Genomic DNA, 1,941 nt, shown 5'->3' on the forward strand with positions numbered 1-1,941 from the left:
GCTACCGGCATGGTACCGGAATCCTCGGTGGTGATTGTCGACCAGGGTGATGGTGAAGGCGCTATCAACGTCAAAAATACCGATGCCTTCCCGGTGTTGCTGCTCACCACGCTGGAAAATATCAAAGATGATACAGAAATCCTGTTAACCGTCACGCCGCCGGCGGCACGCGTCGAACCGGGCAAAAGCCAGCGCGTGCGCTTTATCATGACCAGCAAGACGCCGTTGAAAACCGAGCGCCTGAAACGCGTGATCTTTGAAGGCGTTCCGCCACAGCAAAAAGACAAGAGCGAAGTGCGTATGACGATACGCCAGAATCTGCCGGTCATCATCCGCCCTGCCGGGCTGGAGAAAGACTTGGCACCCTGGAAGCACCTGACCTGGAAATTGAGCGGCAACAGTATGGTCGTGAGCAACCCGTCACCTTATGTGGTGCGCCTGGGCCAGGGTGTACAAACTCTGCCGGATAACACCAACTGGACATTGCCAAACACGTATGTGTTACCCGGCCAGACGCTGACGCTGACCCCCGACGGTAATAAAAAAGCCGGTGCGGCCCAACAGGTGCGCATCTCTCCTGCCACCACCTGGGGTTATACCGTCAACAGCTACGACGCTCCACTGAGCAAATAACAGGAAATTACCGGTGCAATACAAACTTCATCACATGTCTAGCCACTACCCTGCTCGCTCAGCACTTTCGTTAGCGCTGCTGAGCGCTCTGGCTATTCCTCAACTGGCTATGGCCGATACGAATGCCAAGCCTATGGACGATGTTGAGTTCGACATGCAAACAATGCAGAGCCGCGGAATTGACCCCAAAGTGGCCGAGTTGTTTCGTAATGCACCCCGCTTTATGCCCGGTGAAACGACAGTCACCCTGAGCGTAAACGGCAGCGGTCGCGGTAAAGTGCAGGCCCGCTTTGACAGTGAAGGCCATTTGTGCGCCGATCAGGCTTTTCAGAAACAGGCAGGGATCCTGCCCCCTCCCGGTTTTACTGAAAGCGCGCCTTGTTTCGATTTGAAAAGCGCCTGGCCGCAGACTGAACTGAATCTCAACCCGGGTGAAGAACGTGTTGATCTGGTGCTGCCGCCACAGGCGGTGGCTAATCCGGGCACCGAAAGCGGCAACTGGAACCATGGTGGTGTTGCTGGCATGCTCAACTATCAGGCGCAGTATATGGATTCTGCCGGGTCTACGGCTGGCATCAATTTTATGCAACTCGGCACCGAAGCCGGGTTCAATTTCAGCGACTGGATCATACGCAGCCGCCAGACCTTCACACGCTTTAACAGCGAAGACAGCGTGCAGCATCAGGGGGCCTATGCACAACGCAGCTTTACCGATAGCAAGAAAGTGCTGCAGGCCGGGCAGGTTAGCCTCTCCAACTCGATGTTCGGCACAGGCCAGGTTCTGGGCTTCCAGATGTTCCCCGAAACGGCATTGGTCGGTAACCGTGGCGGCGCAGGATTGGTTGAAGGGATTGCCGACAGCCAGTCGGTAGTGGAAGTCCGTCAGTCGGGCGCATTGATTTACAGCACCACGGTGCCTGCCGGGCCTTTCCGTCTGCAAGGGTTCTCGTTACTCAATACCCGTACCGATCTTGACGTGGCCATCACCGGCAGTTCGGGTGAAAAACGCCAGTTTACCGTGCCAGCCTCGGCCTTTCTGCTCAATGGCACCGCTGTCGCACCCGGTCTCTCCTTCGGTGCGGGTAAGCTGGATCAGCAAGGCAGCAGCGGATCGCCGATACTGGCTACCGCCGCCACAGGCTGGCAGCTGACCCCGCATACTGCGCTGAATGCTGGCGTGCTGTGTTCATCACCCTACCGTGCAGGCGCTGTCAGGCTGGATACCCAGCCTTTTGATGAAACACAAATTTCACTACAGAGCACACTGGCACAGGATGAGAAACACGGTAAAAACGGTGCCTCAGTTGT

General features: G+C 56.5%; 2 protein-coding genes. Both read left to right on the forward strand.

What is annotated here, in order from left to right; all coding sequences use genetic code 11:
• Positions 1-633: fimbria/pilus chaperone family protein (locus tag AC2A1E_RS23995; protein WP_484385843.1), on the forward strand; the 633-nt coding region annotated here is incomplete at its 5' end.
• A 109-nt stretch (positions 634-742) separates the two neighbouring features.
• The coding region (locus AC2A1E_RS24000; protein WP_484385844.1) for a fimbria/pilus outer membrane usher protein at positions 743-1,941 on the forward strand (1,199 nt) is incomplete at its 3' end.

The organism is Serratia sp. HNCC26DJ206 (assembly GCF_057180605.1).